This window comes from Verrucosispora sp. WMMD703, from assembly GCF_049178935.1.
GTDB classification, from domain to species: domain Bacteria; phylum Actinomycetota; class Actinomycetes; order Mycobacteriales; family Micromonosporaceae; genus Micromonospora; species Micromonospora sediminimaris.
The window spans coordinates 5,625,179-5,642,155 of the sequence record NZ_JBMHMM010000004.1; the positions used below are offsets into that span (position 1 = coordinate 5,625,179).

Annotated in this window: 14 protein-coding genes and 1 tRNA gene; 8 read left to right on the forward strand and 7 right to left on the reverse strand. The window is 71.4% G+C overall.

Going from position 1 to position 16,977, the window contains the following annotated elements; genetic code table 11:
• Nucleotides 1-58: 58 nt before the first annotated feature.
• From ACN26Z_RS26110 to argS, 5 genes are all read right to left on the reverse strand, one after another.
• Nucleotides 59-3,352: an efflux RND transporter permease subunit gene (locus ACN26Z_RS26110; protein ID WP_421463789.1), complete on the reverse strand. Its 3,294-nt coding sequence runs from the start codon at nt 3,350-3,352 to the stop codon at nt 59-61.
• Between the two features lie 117 nt (nt 3,353-3,469).
• Entirely contained in the window at nt 3,470-4,519 is a 1,050-nt protein-coding gene (thrC, locus tag ACN26Z_RS26115) for a threonine synthase (protein WP_093405528.1), read from the reverse strand.
• Nucleotides 4,520-4,554: 35 nt separating this feature from the next.
• Nucleotides 4,555-5,877 (reverse strand): homoserine dehydrogenase, encoded by a 1,323-nt coding sequence (locus ACN26Z_RS26120; protein WP_421463791.1) that lies wholly within the window; start codon nt 5,875-5,877, stop codon nt 4,555-4,557.
• Nucleotides 5,874-7,259: a diaminopimelate decarboxylase gene (gene lysA / locus ACN26Z_RS26125; RefSeq protein ID WP_282236999.1), complete on the reverse strand. Its 1,386-nt coding sequence runs from the start codon at nt 7,257-7,259 to the stop codon at nt 5,874-5,876. The genes ACN26Z_RS26120 and lysA overlap by 4 nt, the downstream gene beginning before the upstream one ends.
• A 58-nt stretch (nt 7,260-7,317) precedes the next feature.
• Nucleotides 7,318-8,982: an arginine--tRNA ligase gene (gene argS / locus ACN26Z_RS26130; RefSeq protein ID WP_421463793.1), complete on the reverse strand. Its 1,665-nt coding sequence runs from the start codon at nt 8,980-8,982 to the stop codon at nt 7,318-7,320.
• A gap of 100 nt (nt 8,983-9,082) precedes the next feature.
• On the opposite strand from argS, the gene ACN26Z_RS26135 reads away from it, so the two are divergent.
• From ACN26Z_RS26135 to ACN26Z_RS26165, 7 genes are all read left to right on the forward strand, one after another.
• A complete protein-coding gene (locus ACN26Z_RS26135; protein WP_282236997.1) occupies nt 9,083-9,901 on the forward strand; it encodes a DUF3105 domain-containing protein in 819 nt (272 codons plus the stop codon).
• A gap of 1 nt (nt 9,902) precedes the next feature.
• Nucleotides 9,903-10,556, forward strand: coding sequence for a DUF305 domain-containing protein (locus ACN26Z_RS26140; protein ID WP_421463795.1), 654 nt, complete (start codon nt 9,903-9,905; stop codon nt 10,554-10,556).
• 170 nt (nt 10,557-10,726) lie between these two features.
• Complete coding sequence (locus ACN26Z_RS26145; protein ID WP_093405373.1) at nt 10,727-11,419, forward strand: winged helix-turn-helix domain-containing protein; 693 nt, start codon at nt 10,727-10,729, stop codon at nt 11,417-11,419.
• Nucleotides 11,420-11,478: 59 nt separating this feature from the next.
• Nucleotides 11,479-11,550 (forward strand) — tRNA-Arg (locus tag ACN26Z_RS26150).
• A 354-nt stretch (nt 11,551-11,904) separates the two neighbouring features.
• Nucleotides 11,905-12,438 carry a SigE family RNA polymerase sigma factor gene (locus ACN26Z_RS26155; RefSeq protein WP_282236995.1) on the forward strand — a complete coding sequence of 178 codons (534 nt, stop codon included), beginning with the start codon at nt 11,905-11,907 and terminating at the stop codon, nt 12,436-12,438.
• A complete protein-coding gene (locus ACN26Z_RS26160) occupies nt 12,425-13,585 on the forward strand; it encodes a hypothetical protein (RefSeq protein WP_421463798.1) in 1,161 nt (386 codons plus the stop codon). The genes ACN26Z_RS26155 and ACN26Z_RS26160 overlap by 14 nt, the downstream gene beginning before the upstream one ends.
• A 177-nt stretch (nt 13,586-13,762) precedes the next feature.
• Nucleotides 13,763-14,356, forward strand: a complete 594-nt coding sequence (locus ACN26Z_RS26165) for a DoxX family membrane protein (protein ID WP_093405364.1) — start codon at nt 13,763-13,765, stop codon at nt 14,354-14,356.
• Between the two features lie 67 nt (nt 14,357-14,423).
• Here the strand turns inward: ACN26Z_RS26165 and ACN26Z_RS26170 are convergent, their stop codons facing one another.
• Both ACN26Z_RS26170 and ACN26Z_RS26175 read right to left on the reverse strand, forming a co-directional pair.
• The gene (locus tag ACN26Z_RS26170) at nt 14,424-15,386 is read right to left on the reverse strand and encodes a DNA polymerase domain-containing protein (protein ID WP_421463800.1); all 963 of its coding nucleotides are present in this window, start codon (nt 15,384-15,386) and stop codon (nt 14,424-14,426) included.
• Between the two features lie 127 nt (nt 15,387-15,513).
• Complete coding sequence (locus tag ACN26Z_RS26175) at nt 15,514-16,284, reverse strand: isocitrate lyase/PEP mutase family protein (protein WP_093405524.1); 771 nt, start codon at nt 16,282-16,284, stop codon at nt 15,514-15,516.
• Between the two features lie 126 nt (nt 16,285-16,410).
• On the opposite strand from ACN26Z_RS26175, the gene ACN26Z_RS26180 reads away from it, so the two are divergent.
• Nucleotides 16,411-16,962 carry a TetR/AcrR family transcriptional regulator gene (locus ACN26Z_RS26180; RefSeq protein ID WP_282236991.1) on the forward strand — a complete coding sequence of 184 codons (552 nt, stop codon included), beginning with the start codon at nt 16,411-16,413 and terminating at the stop codon, nt 16,960-16,962.
• Nucleotides 16,963-16,977: the final 15 nt, after the last annotated feature.

Sequence of the window (16,977 nt, forward strand, 5' to 3'; positions counted from 1 at the left end):
TTGCGTCGCAGCGCGGACAGCGCCCCGGAGGGCCCGAGGACCCTCCGGGGACGCCCGGTCACTCGTTCGGCGGGAACGGTGAGTTGCGGGTCTTCGGCAGCCGGAGCACCTCGAACTGATCGGTGTTCTCGATCAACGCGCCGGAGGGCGCCGCCGGCACCGGCCGGCTCTCCCGCCGGTCCGCGTCCGTGGCACCGATCCCCGCGCCCACCGGCACCCGGCCGGTGGTGTCCGACGCCGGGCCATCGGCCTCGTCGACCTCGCCACCGCCCGATCCCTCGGTCGGGTCGCCGTACCGTCGCCGCCGCCACGCCCGGACCGACACCTTGGTGTCCTCCACCATGGCGTAGAGCGTCGGCACCAGGATCAACGTGAGCAGGGTGGAGGTGAGCAGGCCGCCGATCACCACGATCGCCAATGGCCGCGAGATGAAACCACCCTCCCCGGTGAGCCCGAAGGCCATCGGCGTCAACGCGAAGATCGTGGCGATCGCGGTCATCAGGATCGGCCGCAGGCGGTGGCGTCCGCCCTCGACCACCGCCTCCCGCACCCCCATGCCCTGCGCCCGGTACTGGTTGACCAGGTCCAGCAGCACGATGGCGTTTGTCACCACGATGCCGACCAGCATGAGCACACCGATCAGCGCCGGCACGCTCAGCGCGGTGCCGCTGGCCAGCAGCAGGGCGACCGCTCCGGTGGCGGCGAACGGAATGGAGACCAGCAGGATCAGCGCCTGGACCACGCTACGGAACGTCGCCATCATGATCAGGAAGACGATCGCGATCGCGGCGAGCACGGCCAGGCCCAGATCGGCGAAGGTCTCCCGCTGCTCGGCGCTGACCCCGCCCAGGGAGAACGTGGCCCCCGGTACGTCGATCGCGTCGAGGCGGCTCTGCAGCTCGGTGCTGATCGCGCCCAGATCGGAGCCGGTGACCGTGCCGGTCACCGAGACGCTGCGCTCACCGTCGATCCGCCGTACCTGCTGCGGGCCGGTGGTCTCCGTGACATCGGCGATGTCGTCCAGCTTGACCGCGCCCACCGGCAGAGCCCGCAGCTCCGCCAGGGTCACCGGCGGTGCCGGCGACAGGCGCAGCACCACGTCCCGGGCGGCGCCCTCGACGGTCACCTGACCCAGCGGCGTACCACGGAACGCCTGCGACACCAGCTGACCGACGGCGGCCTCGGTGAGCCCGGCCCGGCTGGCCGCCTCGCGGTCGACGGTCACGTCGACCCGAGGTACCCGGTCGGCCAGGGTGGTCGAGACGTCCTCGACTCCGCCGATGCCGGTCAGGGCCGTCTCTGCCTCCTTCGCGGCGGCGGCCAACACCTCGGGGTCGGCGGCCCGCACGATGACCGCCAGCTCGTTGGCGGACGCCCCGCCCTGGCCCGCCGGGAACGTGATCTCTCCGGCCTCGGTACCGAGCGCCGCGAGCCGGTCCCGCAGCACTCCGCGCATCGCCTTCGCGTCGGTCTCCCCGCCGAGACGCAACGCGTAGTTGGCCACGTTGTTGCCGGCGCTGCCGGCCCAGGGGGCGTCGCCGCCACCAGCGGTGACCTGGTACGACTCGATGCCCGGAGTCTCCGCCAGCACCGCCTCGACCCGACGGGCCGCCGCGTCGGTGCCGGCCAGCCCGGTGCCCACCGGCAGTTCCTGGCGGACGTTGAGAGTGTCCTGGCCGGAGTCGTCGAGGAAGTTCGTCTCCAGCTGCCGGGCCAGCCCGAAGGTGCCGAACAGCACCAGCAGGCCCGCCGCCAGGGTCGCCCATCGGTAGGCCCGCCGCCCGGTGGCGAACCGGATGACCGGCAGGTACGCCCGCTGCAACGGGCTGCGCAGCTCGCGCTCCTCCGCCGCCCGACGGACCGCCGCCCCGTCGGCCGCACCACGGACCGGCTTGAGGAACCAGTACGCGAGCACCGGGATCACCGTCAGCGACACCAGTAGCGAGGCGAGCAACGCCACGGTGACCGTGATCGCGAAGGGTGCGAAGAGCTGACCGACGAAACCACCTACCAGGGCGATGGGTGCGAAGACGGCAACCGTGGTCAACGTCGACGCGGTGACGGCACCGGCCACCTCGCGTACGGCCGTGAGAATCGCCTGCCGCTTCGACCCGCCGTACGTCAGGTGCCGCTTGATGTTCTCCAGCACGACGATCGAGTCGTCCACCACCCGGCCGACCGCGACCGTCAACGCGCCGAGGGTGAGCAGGTTGAGCGAGTAGTCACCGATCCAGAGGGCGATCAGCGCGACCACCACCGACAGCGGGATGGAGACCGCGGTGACCACAGTGGAGCGCACCGACAGCAGGAACACCAGGATGACCACCACGGCCATGATCAGACCCAGCAGACCCTCGGTGCTCAGCGTCTCGATGGATTTCTCCACGAACGGCGCCTGGTCGAGCACGACGGTCAGCTCGGCACCGGTGGCGGCGCGCAGATCGTCGAGCCGGTCGGCGACCGCGTGCGAGATCTCCACGGCGTTGCCGTCCGGGTCGGCGGTGACCGCGATGCCGAGACTCTCCCGGCCGTTGGTACGGGTGATGGCGGTGGCCGGGGCGAGTTGCTCCTCGACCGTGGCGACGTCGCCGAGCCGGACCGGACCTGCCTTCTTGACCGGCGGAGCAACGATCACACCGCGCAGCTCGTCCAGGGTGGTCAGCGGTGCGCCCACCTGGACCGGCAGGGTGCGCTCGCCGTCCAGCACCGCGCCGGCCGGCACCGCCACGCCGTTGGCCCGCAACGCGGTGCCGATCGCGGTCGGCTGCACCTTCGCCTTCGCCAACTTCGCCGGATCCGGTGTGATCACGACAAACTCGTCCCGGACGCCGGTCAGCTCGACGCCACGGACGCCGTCGATCGCCGCCAGTTCCGGCACCACGGTGTCCCGCAGCTTTCCGGCGAGGGTCCGCTCGTCGTCGTCGCCGGACGCGGCCAGCACCACCGCCGGCAGGTCGTCGGTGCTGCCCGCGATCACCTGCGGGTCGACGCCCTCCGGCAGGCTGGTCCGGTTGATCGCGGTCTGCATCCGGCTGACCATGTCGTCGAGTTCGGTGCCGAACTCGTACTGCACCTGGATGGTGGTCAGGCCCTCACGGGAGGTCGAGATGACCGAGTCGAGACCGGAGATGCCGCGCAGGCTGTTTTCGATCGGCTCGGCGACCTCGGACTCGACGACCTCCGGTGCGGCGCCGGGGTACTGGGCCACGATGAAGGCGGCGGGAAACTCCAGCGACGGTAGGAGTTGCTGCTTCAGTGACGGCACGGCGTACACACCGAACGCCGTGGTCACCACCGCGATGAGGGCTACCAGCCCTCGGTTGGCGAGGCTGAATCTGGCGAGCAGCGACATCGCGTGGCTCACTCCTGAGGGAGACGGTCGAGGGGTACGAGCAGTGTGCCCGACCCCGTGGGTCTGCCGATCTCCGGGGCGGCCGGGGTGCCGAGCCGCAGCGGGGCGGACCGGGCCTCAGGCGAGGTCGAGGGAGCGGGCGGCGACGAGTGGATCGTTGGCGATGGTGACGGGAGCGGGAGCTGTGGAGATGGCCCACTCCGGATCCTTCAGACCGTGCCCGGTGACCGTGCAGACCACCGTGCCCCCGGCCGGCACCCGGCCGGCGGCGGCCTGCTGGAGCAGACCGGCGACGCTGGCCGCGCTGCCCAGTTCCACGAAGACACCGACCTCCCGGGCCAGCAGTCGGTACGCGGACAGGATCTCCCGATCGGTGACCGCCGCGATCAGGCCGCCGGAGGTGTCCCGCGCGTCCAGGGCCTTCGTCCAACTCGCGGGGTTGCCGATCCGGATGGCGGTGGCGATGGTGGACGGCTCGGCCACCACCTGCCCGGTCACGATCGGCGCCGCACCGGCCGCCTGGAAGCCGTACATCTTCGGTCGCCGACTGGCGTTGCCGGCGTCATGGTCCTCCGTGTAACCCATCCAGTACGCGGAGATGTTGCCGGCGTTGCCCACCGGCAGGCAGTGGATGTCGGGTGCGTCGCCGAGCGCCTCGACGATCTCGAAGGCGGCCGTCTTCTGACCGTGCAGCCGGTCGATGTTTACCGAGTTGACCAGGGCCACCGGATAGTCCTGGGCGAGCTTGGCGGCCAGCGCCAGACAGTCGTCGAAGTTGCCGTTGACCTGGAGCAGCTTGGCACCGTGCACGAGCGCCTGAGCCAGCTTGCCCAGCGCGATCTTCCCCTGCGGCACGAGGACGGCGCAGGTCATCCCGGCCCGGGCCGCGTACGCGGCGGCGGAGGCACTGGTGTTGCCGGTGGAGGCGCAGATGATGGCCTTGTTGCCGGCCTCGACCGCCTTGGAGACGGCCATCGTCATGCCCCGGTCCTTGAAGGAGCCGGTGGGGTTCGCGCCCTCCACCTTGAGGTACACGTCGCAGCCGAGCCGGGCGGAGAGCACCGGCGCCGGCAACAGCGGCGTGTTCCCCTCGTGCAGGGTGACCACCGGCGTGGCATCGGTGACCGGCAGCCGGTCCCGGTAGGCGTCGATCAGGCCACGCCACATCTCGCTCTCCTCGCCTCTGCGATTGATCCGGCCGCTCACAACCCGCCCTCGACCCGCAGCACGCTCGCCACCGAACGGACGATGTCCAGTCCACGCAGCTGCTGGACGGTCGCGGCGAGCGCCGCGTCCGGGGCGACGTGGGTCACGATGACAAGTACGGCGTCACCGGCCGCGCCGGCGTCACCGGCGGCCGGCCCCTGCCGGACGGTGGCGATCGAGACGTCGTGCCGGGCGAACACCCCGGCCACCGACTCCAGCACACCGGGCCGGTCAGCCACGTCGAGGCTGATGTGGTAGCGGGTGAGCGCCTCCCCCATCGGCCGTACGGGCAGGTCGGCGTAGGCGGACTCGCTGGCCGCGCGGACCCCGGCGAGCCGGTTGCGGGCCACCGCCACCACGTCCCCGAGCACCGCGCTGGCGGTCGGCGCCCCACCGGCACCCCGGCCGTAGAACATCAACTGCCCGGCCGCCTCCGCCTCCACGAAGACCGCGTTGAACGCGTCGCCCACGCTGGCCAGGGGATGGGTCACCGGGATCATCGCCGGGTGCACCCGGACACTTACCGCCTCCCGGCCCTGCCCGTCGGCACCCCGCGCGGCGATGCAGAGCAGTTTGATCGTGCAGCCCATCGCCTTGGCGCTGGCCACATCCGCGGCGGTGACCTCGGTGATGCCCTCGCGATGCACGTCGGCGGCGGCGACCCGGCTGTGGAAGGCGAGCGAGGCGAGGATGGCCGCCTTGGCGGCGGCGTCGAAGCCCTCCACGTCGGCGGTCGGATCGGCCTCGGCGTAGCCCAGCTCGGTCGCCTCTTCCAGCGCCTCGGCGAACCCGGCACCGGTGGCGTGCATCGCGGAGAGAATGAAGTTGGTGGTGCCGTTGACGATGCCGGTGACCCGGGTGATGCGGTCGCCGTGCAGCGACTCGCGCAGCGGGCGCAGCAGCGGAATGGCCCCGGCCACGGACGCCTCGTAGTAGAGGTCGCCGCCCCCCTCGGCCGCCGCGTCGTGCAGGGTGCCGCCGTCCTCGGCGAGCAGCGCCTTGTTGGCGGTGACCACGCTCTTGCCGGCCCGCAACGCCTCCACCAGCCAGCCGCGCGCCGGCTCGATGCCGCCGACCACCTCGACCACCACGTCGACGTCGTCCCGCTTGATCAGCCCGAGCGCGTCGGTGGTGAACAGGGCCGGGTCCACCGGCAGGTCGCCGCGGTCCCGTCCGATCCGGCGTACGGCGATGCCGGCGATCTCCAACGGAGCACCGACGCGGGCGGCGAGGTCCGCCGACTGCTCGTGCAGCAGCCGGATCACCTCGGCACCGACGGTGCCGCAGCCGAGCAGGGCGAGGCGTACAGGTGACGTCATCCCACATCCAAAGCGAGCAGGTCCTCTTCGGTCTCCGGTCGAACGATCAGCCGGGCCCGGCCGTTGCGAACCGCGACCACGCCGGGGCGGGGCACGTGGTTGTAGTTGCTGGCCATGCTGCGGCAGTACGCGCCCGTGCCGGGCACCGCGACAAGATCTCCGGGCTGCACGTCGGCGGGCAGGAATTCATCCTTCACCACGATGTCCCCGGACTCACAGTGCTTTCCCACCACGCGGGCGAGCATCGGGCCGGCGACGCTCCCCCGGGAGGCCAGGGTCGCCGAGTACGACGCGTCGTACAGGGCGGTCCGGATGTTGTCGCTCATCCCGCCGTCGACGCTGACGTACGTCCGGATGCCATCGACATCCTTGACCGTACCCACCTCGTAGAGGGTGAACACGGCCGGGCCCACGATCGCCCGGCCCGGCTCGATGGACAGGTGCGGTGTGGCCAGCCGCTCCGCCGCACACTCCGAGTCCACGATCTTGCGTAGCCGCTTGGCCAGGTCGTGCGGGGCCGCAGGATCGTCCTGCGAGGTGTACGCGATACCGAAACCGCCACCGAGGTCGAGTTCGGGCAGTTCGACGCCGCGGGCGTCGCGGATCTGCGCCTGAAGGGCCAGCACTCGCCGGGCGGAGACCTCGAAGCCACTGGTGTCGAAGATCTGCGAGCCGATGTGCGAGTGCAGGCCGCGCAGCTCCAGCACACCCTCGTCGAGCACGCGCAGCGCCGCGCTCAGGGCCGCCCCACCCGCGAGGGAGAAGCCGAACTTCTGGTCCTCATGGGCGGTGGCGATGAACTCGTGGGTGTGCGCCTCCACCCCGACGGTGACCCGGATCAGCACCCGGGGCCGTACGCCGCGTTCACGGGCCAGCGCGGTGAGCCGGTCGATCTCGTGGAACGAGTCGACGATGATCCTGCCCACCCCGACGTCGAGGGCCCGGGTCAGCTCGGCCACCGACTTGTTGTTGCCGTGGAAACCGATCCGCTCGGGCGGCATCCCACCGGCCAGCGCCACGGCCAGTTCCCCGCCGCTGCACACGTCGAGGAACATGCCTTCCTCGGCGATCATCCGGACCACCGCCCGGCAGAGGAAGGCCTTGCCGGCGTAGTAGATGTCCTCGTCCGGGAAGGCCGCCTGGAAGTCCCGGCAGCGCGAGCGGAGGTCGTCCTCGTCGAGCACGTACACCGGGGTGCCGTACTCGGCGGCGATGTCGCGTACGCCCAGGCCCGCGACGGTGAGCGCGCCGTCGGCGCCGCGCGTCACGTTGCGGGGCCACAGCTGCGGCACCAGGGCATTTACGTCGTCCGGCGTACGCAGCCAGGCCGGCCCTCGGTTGCCGATGTCGCCGTGCAGCGCGCCTGCCTCATGAGCCCGCATCAGTGCCTCCCTGGGTTCGCGGCTGCGGGGCGCGCAAGCTCACTCCTCGCGCTCACGACTACATCCGCTCCGGCGCCGAGACGCCGAGCAGGCGCAGCCCGTTGGCGATGACCACCCGGGTCGCGTCGTTGAGCCAGAGCCGGGCCCGGTGCAGGTCGGTGACGGTTTCGTCGCCCCGGGGCAGGATCCGGCAGTTGTCGTAGAACCTGTGGTACGCCCCGGCCAGGTCCTCCAGGAAGCGGGCCACCCGGTGCGGCTCGCGCAGCTCGGCGGCGGCGGCCACGACGGCGGGGAACTCGGCCAGCGCCTTGAGCAGTTCGTTCTCCTTCTCGTGGTCGAGCAGCTCGGGCCGGAACGACGCCGCGTCGCCCCGGGTGAGGCCGACCTCGGCGGCGTTGCGGCCGACGCTGGCCGTACGGGCCGCCACGTACTGCACGTAGTAGACGGGGTTGTCCCGGGTGGCCCGGGTCCACAGCTCGATGTCGATGTCGATCGGCGAGTCGCTGGAGTAGCGGGCCAGCGCGTAGCGGGAGGCGTCCACCCCGATCGCGTCGACCAGATCCTCAAGGGTCACCACGGTGCCGGCCCGCTTGCTCATCCGTACCGGCGCACCGTCGCGGACCAGGTTCACCAGCTGGCCGATGAGGATCTCCAGCGTCTGCTCGGGGTCGTCACCGAAGCAGGCCGCCATCGCCTTCATCCGGCCGACGTAGCCGTGGTGGTCCGCCCCGAGCATGATCACGACGCGGTCGAAGCCACGCTCGCGCTTGTCGAGGTAGTAGGCGCAGTCGGCGGCGAAGTAGGTCCACTCACCGTTGGACTTGCGCAGTACCCGGTCCTTGTCGTCGCCGAAGTCGGTGGTGCGCAGCCAGGTGGCGCCCTCGGAGTCGAAGAGGTGGCCCTGCTCGCGAAGCCGGGTCAGGGCGTGCTCCAGCTCGCCGCGATCGTGCAGGTCCTTCTCGTTGAAGTAGGTGTCGAACTCGACCCCGAAGTCCCGCAGCGAGGACTTGATCTCCGTGAACATCAACGCGACGCCCTCGACCCGGAAGACCTCCTGGGCGGCGGCGTCGTCCAGGGTCAGCACGTCGGGCCGCCGGGCGGTCACCTGCTCGGCGATCTCCGCGAGGTACGCCCCGCCGTAGCCGTCCTCCGGCGCCGGCTCGTTCCGGGCGGCGGCGAGCAGCGAACGGGCGAAGCGGTCGATCTGCGAGCCGGCGTCGTTGAAGTAGTACTCGGTGCCGACGTCGGCGCCGGTGGCCCGCAGCAGCCGGCTCAACGCGTCGCCGACCGCCGCCCAGCGGACGCCACCGATGTGCACCGGACCGGTCGGGTTGGCCGAGACGAACTCCAGGTTGATCTTCAGGCCGGCGAGTCGGTCGCTTCGGCCGTACTCCTCACCCGCCTCGACGATCGAGCGGGCGAGCTGTCCCGCGGCGGCGGCGTCGAGCCGGATGTTGAGGAACCCCGGGCCGGCGATCTCGACCGATTTGATCCCCGACGTACTGGCCAGCTCGGCGGCCAGCGCGGCAGCCAGCTCCCGGGGCGGCAGCCCGACCTTCTTACTCAGCTGAAGCGCCAGGGTGGCAGCGTAGTCGCCGTGCTCGGGATTGCGCGGCCGCTCGACCGTGGTGTGCTCCGGCAGCGCGGAGCGGTCCAGCTCTCGGTCGGCGAAGACGGCGTGAGCGGCGGCGAGGACAGCTTCGGCGAGTTCTGCAGGAGTCACCGAACCATGTTATCGGGGGTAGACTCGGTCCCCGCGGCGGCGACCCAGCATCCGAACCCGGCCCGCCAGAGCCCCTGACCGACCGACCTGACGAGGCACGATGAGTATCAGCACCCCGGGCGGCCCGGAACGCCGCCCGACCGTGGTCAGCACCGGCAAGAAGCCGGCGGCGGGACGGCCGGCCGCCGGCGCCAAGGCGACCGGAGCCAAGGCTGGCCCCAACAAGTCCGGATCGGCCCAGCGCGCGGGGGGCGGCAAGGGGCCGCGTAAGCCGATCACCCCGGTGAAGGTGAGCCAGGGCCGGTCGTGGGGGCCGATCGCGCTCTTCGTCGCCGTCGGCGTGCTCGCCACGTCGATCATCGGGTTCGGGGCCTGGGCGACCTTCAAGGGCAGCCAGTCCTGGGAGGACAAGGCCGCCGACATCGCGGGCATCATCAACTACCGCGAGAGTGACCCGGACAGCCTCACCTACGAGTCGCACCAGTCCGGCAAGATCGAATACAAGTACACCCCGCCGGTCGGTGGCGCGCACAACAACGCCTGGCAGCGCTGCCTCGGCGATGTCTACGACGCGCCGATCGCGGCCGAGCACGCGGTACACAGCATGGAGCACGGCGCGGTCTGGCTCACCTACCGCCCGGACCTGCCCGCGGCCGACGTCGAGAAGCTGGCCAGCGTGATCCGGGGCAACGACTTCATGCTGATGAGCCCGTACGAGGGGCTGGACTCCGCCGTGTCGCTCCAGGCGTGGGGCTACCAGCTCAAGGTCGACAGCGCCGACGACCCGCGGATCAAGGAGTTCGCCACCACGCTGGCACAGAACGCCTCGATCGAGCCGGGCGTGCCCTGCTCCTCCGGCAACTACACCACCGGCACCGGCACCGAGCCGCGCGAGTTGGCTCCGCCGACGGGTGGCTGACATGCCCAGCGCGATCCAGGAGGCGCCTCCGACGGAACGCAACGGCGCCGAACTCCGCCGGCCGTCCCGGACGCTGCGCTACCTGACCCTGGTCATGGCGGCGGTGCTGCTGCTCGGCATCGGGTGGACGGCCGCGACCCTGATGTCAAACCGGGCCCCGGGTGAGGACTCGGCCGAGGCCGGCTTCGCCCGGGACATGTCCCGTCACCACGCCCAGGCGGTGGAGATGGCCATGATCGCGTACGCCAAGGCACAGAATCCGGCGATCCGGCAGATGGGCTACGACATGGCCCTGACCCAGCAGGCTCAGATCGGTCACATGCAGCGCTGGTTGCAGGAGTGGGAGTTGCTGCCCACCGGCTCGCGACCGGCGATGGAGTGGATGCCCGACGCCGTTCCGCTGAGCCAGGACGGGCTCATGCCCGGCATGGCGACCCGCGAGGAGATCACCCAACTGCACGAGGCCCAGGGCGTCGAGGTCGACCGACTCTTCATCAAGCTGATGATCGATCACCACCTTGGCGGCGTGCACATGGCCGACGGAGTGCTCAAGGTCTCGGACCGGCCCGAGGTGGTCCGGATGGCCGAGGCCATGAAGCAGACGCAGCAGAAGGAGATCAACGAGCTGCGCCGGATGGAGCCTGCCGGCGGTTGATCCGCTCGTACCCGACCAACCCTCGCCGCCCCGCTCGACTGTTCGAGCGGGGCGGCGACGCGTAGGCAGCCGAGTGCCACCGGGATCGCCTCCTCCGCCCCATCTTGCGGCTATACGACCGATTTTCCCTCTAGGGGTTACTTGGAGCGAAGTGCACTCGTTGTCCGGACGTGGGGGTTGCACTCAGAGACGCGCGGCGTTCGGTCACCAGCTGGTGCCGACGCCACACCATCGGCGGTGACGGAGCGGTGGCAGCCGTCCGTCGCGGACAGCGGCAGGGTGAGCCGGGAACACTCAGCCGCGAACAGGAGCTGGAACTGATCGACACCCTTCGGGGCGTCCACCCCGACGCGTTCGGCCTGGACGAGGAGCTGTGGACCCGCCAGAGTCTGCACGCCCTCATCCAGCAGCAGTTCGGTCTGACGCTGGACGTGGGAGTGGTCGGGGCGTACCTGCGGGCCTGGGGGTTGGGGCCGCGCGAGCCCCGCGAGCGGGCCTGCGGGCTCTGCGTCGGGGCGGTCGAGCGGTGGGTACGCAGCGAGTACCCGGCGATCACCCGGGCGGCTCAGGAACACCTGGCCGAGGTGTACTGGGTGGGTCGGGTCCGGCTGCGGGGCACCATGCCGGCGGCCGACGTCATCTCGGCGGTCTCCTCACGGGGGCGGGTCCGGTTCATGGTCACCACCCCGTCGGTCGACCCGCCGCTCCCCCGGGAGTTCGTGCACCGACTCAGTGGTGCCGAGCGGCGGACCGTGCACCTGATCGTCGACGGCTCGTGGGCCCGCAACGAGTGGCCGCGCCGGCTCCCCCGGCGCATCGTGCCGCACCCGCTGCCCAGCTGCGGACGCGCGCTGGCCGCCTGACGCGCCGATACCGATTCGGCGATCGGGTGGGGCGTTTGCTAGTCTTCTCCAGTCGCTGAGCCCCCGTAGCTCAGGGGATAGAGCACCGCCCTCCGGAGGCGGGGGCGCAGGTTCGAATCCTGCCGGGGGCACGAGCTTTGGCGCTCCATGTCCGCTGAGAAGCGCGGACCTGGGGCGCTCGTCATTTCTCCTGGGGCCCGAGCCCCAGACCCCACGGCGGCGGACGCCGGCACCGTCCGACCCTGCCGGCTTCCTCCCGGCCCGAGCCCCGAACCCCACGGCGGCGGACGCCGACACCGTCCGACCCTGCCGGCTTCCTCCCGGCCCGATCCCCGAACCCCACGGCGGCGGACGCCGACACCGTAGGAGCGTTCCGGCTTTCCTCCCCGACGAGCCCCAAACCTCACCCGGCGGTCGCAGGCAGCGTCGTGCAACTTCTCGGGTCGCGGGCACCGTTCTACCTTCGTCAGAGGGGAGACGGCCGGTTGAAAGCCGCAGACGAGCAAGCGTTCCGAGAATTCGTCAACGCCCAGATGGGAGCACTGCGCAAGCTGGCCTACGTGACCTGCGGGGATTGGCACATGGCCGAGGATGCCGTCGCCAACGCGCTGGTCAAGCTCTATCCGCGTTGGCGGAAGCTGGACCGACCGGACCTGTACGTCAAGACCATGGTCTACCGGGCCGCCATCGACGAGCAGCGGAGACCCTGGCGTCGGGAACGCTCGTCCAGCGATGCCATGCCGGACGTGGCGATGCGGGACCAGAACGGCGTCACCGACGAGCGGTTGCGGATAAAGGCGGCGCTGGACGCGGTGCCGGCCCGCCAACGGGCGGCCGTGATCCTGCGTCACTACCTGGGACTGTCCTTGGAGGACACCGCCGCTGTCCTGGGCTGCAACGTCGGTACCGCGAAGAGCCAGACCTCGCGCGGGCTCGCCAAGCTACGGGAACTGCTGGCGACAGATCGGATCAGACTCACCGGGGATCGGATGGAGGAATGGGAAAGTGCAGTTGCGTGAGGTCGTGGACGTGGTGACGGCGGACGAGCCGCCGCTGTCGCACAGCACCGAAGACATCATCAGGGCCGGACGGAAGGCCGAGCGTCGACGCCGGGCCGGATTCGCATCGGCCGGCGCGGCCGGGCTGGTCGCTGTCGTGGTGGCCGGCGTGTCCGCGCTGCCGCTGGTCACCACGGGACAGACGAGCGAGGTGGCAGCCGGGACCGGCGAGAGCAACGCCGCTCCGCACGCGTTGGCCGAGTGGCCGGACGCCGCGCCGTTCAGCTTCACCTTCACGGCATTCGACGCCGGCAAGCTACGCGTACAGGATCCGATCGTGGCGTCCACGGCCTACCAGATAGCGCGGGTGTACGTCGATGGCATGGTCACCAACGACCGGGCCGTCACCGACCAGGAAGACAAGCAGTACTCGGAGCAGCGGAAGACCGCTGCGGGCCCGTCCGACAAGCATGTTTCCGCCTACCTGACGCTCTACCGGCCGGGTGCGTTCGACCCGTCCGGCACCGAGGGCGGCACCAGCAGCACAGTGGCCGGGCGGGACGCGGTCCAGTGGACCTTCACCAGCCCGGCCGGCCGACAGCTTGCCTGGGAGTACGCCGACGACGCGTGGGCGGTCGTCACCGCGTACACGCACGAGGCCGCCCCCACCTTCGCAGAGCTGTCGGCGCTGGCCACCGCCATGAAGCCAAGCACGCCCGAGGCGGCCACGCTGCCGTTCACGGTGGGCCACGTGCCCTCCGGCTACGCCCCGGTGGAACTCGGCACCCGAGCCACCTCCGGCGTCAACGGCGTCGCCTCGGCACGCGACGGCAACTACGGCGGCGCGGTCTACACGAAGCCGGCCCTGGCCACGACGGGGCTGGCCGCCCCCTGGGGATCCGACGGAGGGAACATCCCGGGTAGCTTCACCGTCTTCGTCACGCCGAGCACCAACTCCAACCAGCAGGCCGAAGCCGGTCGAACGCGATGCCAGCAGAACGACTCGACGTTCTGCAACGTCTGGAGTCCCGACGGCAAGGTGCAGGTGCAGGTCAGCTCCGAGCACCTCTCGGTGGCGGAGACGACCAGGATCGCGGAGTCGGTGACGCTGGCCGACGTCCAGGACCAGGCCACCTGGATCCCGGCGGCAGAGGCACTGGTGCCGTAGCCCCCGGGGCCGTTGGGCGCCGTGTTCCCGACCGGGAGCACGGCGCCCGGTCCGTGCGCCGAGGGGCCTGCCGAGGTCGGGACCTTGGTCCCACCGGCTTCGGGTGTTCCGGCCCGCGCGCGCCGACCCGCACCGGGGCGAGAGTGGTCACGTAAGAAGCTGACCACGGAGGCAACGATGACCATCCACCACGGCACCCACCGATCGATCGAGCGCCCGCTCGAACACGCCGAACTGCCCGGCGCCATGCTGACCACGACCGCCGCCCGGGCCCTTGCCGTGCTGCGGATCTCCACCGGCCTCGTCTTCATCTGGGCCTTCCTCGACAAGACCTTCGGCCTCGGCTACGCCACCCCGGCCGAGCGAGCCTGGATCAACGGCGGATCGCCGACCAAGGGCTTCCTCGCCAACGTCGAGGTGGGACCGTTGCAGTCGGTGGCCCATTCGATCGCCGGAACGTGGTGGGCGAACGCCCTCTTCATGGTCGGCCTGGCCGCGATCGGTCTCGCCCTGATCGCCGGCGTCGGCCTGCGGGTGGCGGCCGCCTCGGGCACCCTGATGATGGCGCTGATGTGGCTGGCCGAGTTCCCGCTGGCCAGGTTCACCGCCGGTGGCGACCCGACCGGTTCCACCAACCCGGTGGTCGACTACCACCTGATCTACGCCGTGGTCCTGGTCGCCCTGGCCGCCGCGTACGCCGGGCACACCTGGGGTCTGGGCCGGCTCTGGGCCCGCCTGCCCTTCGTGCAGCGCCACCGCTGGATGATCTGAAGCCCGACCCGGTGCGGGGCCGGACCGTCACCACGGTCCGGCCCCGCGCGGCCCGTTGTCGCGGTACTCAGTCGGTGGCGGCGCGTCGGGCGCGGGCCCGGCGGCGCCCCTCGTGCATGGCCTGCACCCTCGGCACAGGGATCGCCCGGCCCTCCTCGATCAGCTCGCCGGGGAGCCGCTGGGGTGCCGGCATCAACTCGCTCCACGGGTCCCGCTCCGCCACCAGCGCCGGGACCGTCCGGACGGTGAAGTCCGCAGCGGTGACGGACTCCAGGTCCGGCCAGGGCACCGGGAAGGAGACCGGCACGCCGGGACGCAGCCGGGGGCTGTACACCGACACGACGGTCGCGCCGCCGGTGCGGGTGGGATCGACGAAGACCTTGCCACCCCGGTCCTCGCGGATGAACGCGGTGGTCGCCAGCGCCGGATCCAGGCGCTCCGCCCGAGCCGCGAGAGCCCGGGTGGCCGCGGCCAATTCCTCGGCGTCGGGACCGGGTTCGACCGGGACGAAGACGTGCACCCCCTTTGCGCCGCTGGTCTTCACCGCACCCGCCAGTCCGGCGTCGGCGAGCGCCTGCCGGACCAGCAGCGCGGCCGCCACCGCGGCCCCGAACCCACCGGTCTCCGGCGGATCGAGGTCCAGCACCAGGTGGGTGGGACGGCTCAGGTCGTCGGCCACGGCCAGGGTGGGGTGGTACTCGACGGCCCGCTGGTTGGCGAACCAGAGCAAAGTACGGCGGTCGTCGCAGAGCGCGTACGCGATCTCCCGGCGGGACGCCTCGGCCCAGATCGACACCCGACGCACCCAGTCCGGGGTGTAGCGGGGCAGGTTCTTCTGCATGAACGGCGGCTGTCCCGGGCGCACCCGGACCACCGACAGCGGACGGCCACGCAACTGCGGGACGAGCCGGTCCGCCACCGCGTCGAGATAGTCGACCAGGTCACGCTTGCGCTCTCCCGACCCGTCGAACAACTGCTGGTCGAGATTGGTCAGCGCGACCCCGTCCCGGTTGTCGTCAGCCCCGCTCATCCGATCACCATCCCGGCCGGACGCCCGGCGGTCAACCGGAACGGCGCGCCGGATCCGTCCACGCCGTCAGCTCGCCAGCGTCAGCGGAACCTACCTGCGGGCGACCGCCCGACGGGCCAGCCACCGCTCAGGCGAGGGGATCTCCGGCGGCGACGGCGGCGAGCAGGCGGGTGATGTGGGCGCGGGTCGCCGCGTACAGGCCGGAGCCGTAGCTGATCCGGGCCACCCCCAGGGCGGCCAGTTCCGATTGCTCCGGCGCAGCGGGTCGGGCCAGTACGTTTACCGGTGCCGCCACGGCCTGCACGAAATCCGGCAGTTGCGTCCGGTCGGCCAGCAGGATCGGGTAGACGCAGTCCGCCCCGGCGGCCAGGTAGCGGCGCGCCCGGCGGATCGCCTCGGTGAGCCGTTCGGCCGGTGCGCCGCCGGGCCGTAGGAAGACGTCCACCCGGGCGTTCACGACCACCGCGACCCCGGCGTCGTCCGCCGCCGCCCGCACGCCGGCCAGCAGGTCGGCCTGTTCCTCGGCGTCGACCAGGACGCCGGTACGCGGATCCGAGTCTTCCAGGTTGAGCCCGACCGCCCCGCTGTCGAGCAGCCGGGAGACCAGTTCGGCCGGGCGCAGACCGTAGCCCCGCTCCAGGTCGGCGGTGACCGGCACGGCGACCGTGCGGGCGATCCGGGTCACGGCCGCGAACATCTCCCCCGGCGGGATGCGCTCGCCGTCGGCGTACCCGAGCGACTCGGCGACGGCGGCGCTGCCGGTGGCCACCGCCGGAAAGCCGGCGTCGACGACCGCCCGGGCCGAGCCGGCGTCCCAGGCGTTGGGGAGCACCAGCGGGTCGCCGGGGCGGTGCAGGGCACGAAGCGCGACCGCCCGGGCCGCCGTCGAGTCGGTCACGATCGGATTCTCGGCCCGGCGGGACGCCCATCCGGAGAGCCAATTCGGCACCGCTGGCTGTGGGGAACGCCACTGATCTGACCGATCGGTCAGCCTCTGACCGATCGGTCAGGCATGCTGAGAGTCATGGCCCGCACCACCCCGCAGACCCACGGCGAGATCCTGGCAGCCGCGGCGAGACGTTTCGCCGCCACCGGCTACCGAGGCACCTCGTTGCAGGACATCGCCACCGAGGTGGGCTGTTCCAAGGCGGCGGTGCTGTACCACTTCGCCAACAAGGAGGCGATCCTCACCGCGCTGATGGCGCCCGCGATCGAGGTACTGCGGTCGCTCGACGACCGGATCGCCGCCCAGCCCGGGCCGGCCGCCGCCCAGCGGGTCGCCGCCGAGGGCTTCGTCGATCTCGCGGTCCGGTTCCGCAGTGAGATCGCCCTGCTCCGGGGCGAATTCCCGGAGCTGCTGCAACAGCCCGTCTTCGCCCACATCCAGCAGATCTCCGAACGGCTCATCGATGCGCTCGCCGGGCAGTCCGCGCGGGCCTCCGCCCGGATCACCGCGCTGGTGCTGCTCGCCGGCATCGCCGAGACCTGCGGCGAGTTCGCCGACGTGCCCGACCAGGAACTGGGCGACGCGCTGCTGGCCCTGCTGCGGCGGGCGCTTGAGCCGCCCGTCCACTGACCCGTCCCACCATCC